General features: G+C 57.3%; 1 protein-coding gene. It reads right to left on the bottom strand.

Annotation, left to right across the window (positions count from 1 at the left end):
• On the bottom strand, positions 1-339 hold a 339-nt coding region (locus D0817_RS26910), incomplete at its 3' end, for a GNAT family N-acetyltransferase (protein WP_134737805.1).
• Positions 340-356: the final 17 nt, after the last annotated feature.

The following is a 356-nucleotide window of genomic DNA, read 5'->3' as shown; positions in this document are numbered from 1 at the left end:
CAAGTCTGCCAGCCGCATTAGTTCGCGCGCCAAGCCACGCCGCCTGTGTTCGGGTTCGACGTATACATTGAGCACATAGCCGCGCTTGTCCGATGTGGGGTGCGAGGGATGCGGGGGCCAATCGATAAGCATCAAGCCAATGCCGGCGATCGGCTGACCGTTTTCGCAAGCGACAAAACCAAAATAAGTGCGATCACGGAGATGCGGCCGCAACCAGTCGCGGAAATGCTGCGTCATGGCCTGCAAAACCTCCTCGCTTCGGCCAGCATCACGAAACATTTCCTCACGGTGCCGACAGACAAGCTCAACGTCGGCCTCCAAAAGCTCACGCACTTCCATTCAATCCCTCCTTTTAG

This window comes from Flavobacterium cupreum, assembly GCF_003996965.1.
GTDB classification, from domain to species: Bacteria; Bacteroidota; Bacteroidia; order Flavobacteriales; family Flavobacteriaceae; genus Flavobacterium; species Flavobacterium cupreum.
Note: the sequence above shows the minus strand (reverse complement) of the source record. Positions and strands in the feature narration are given on the sequence as shown.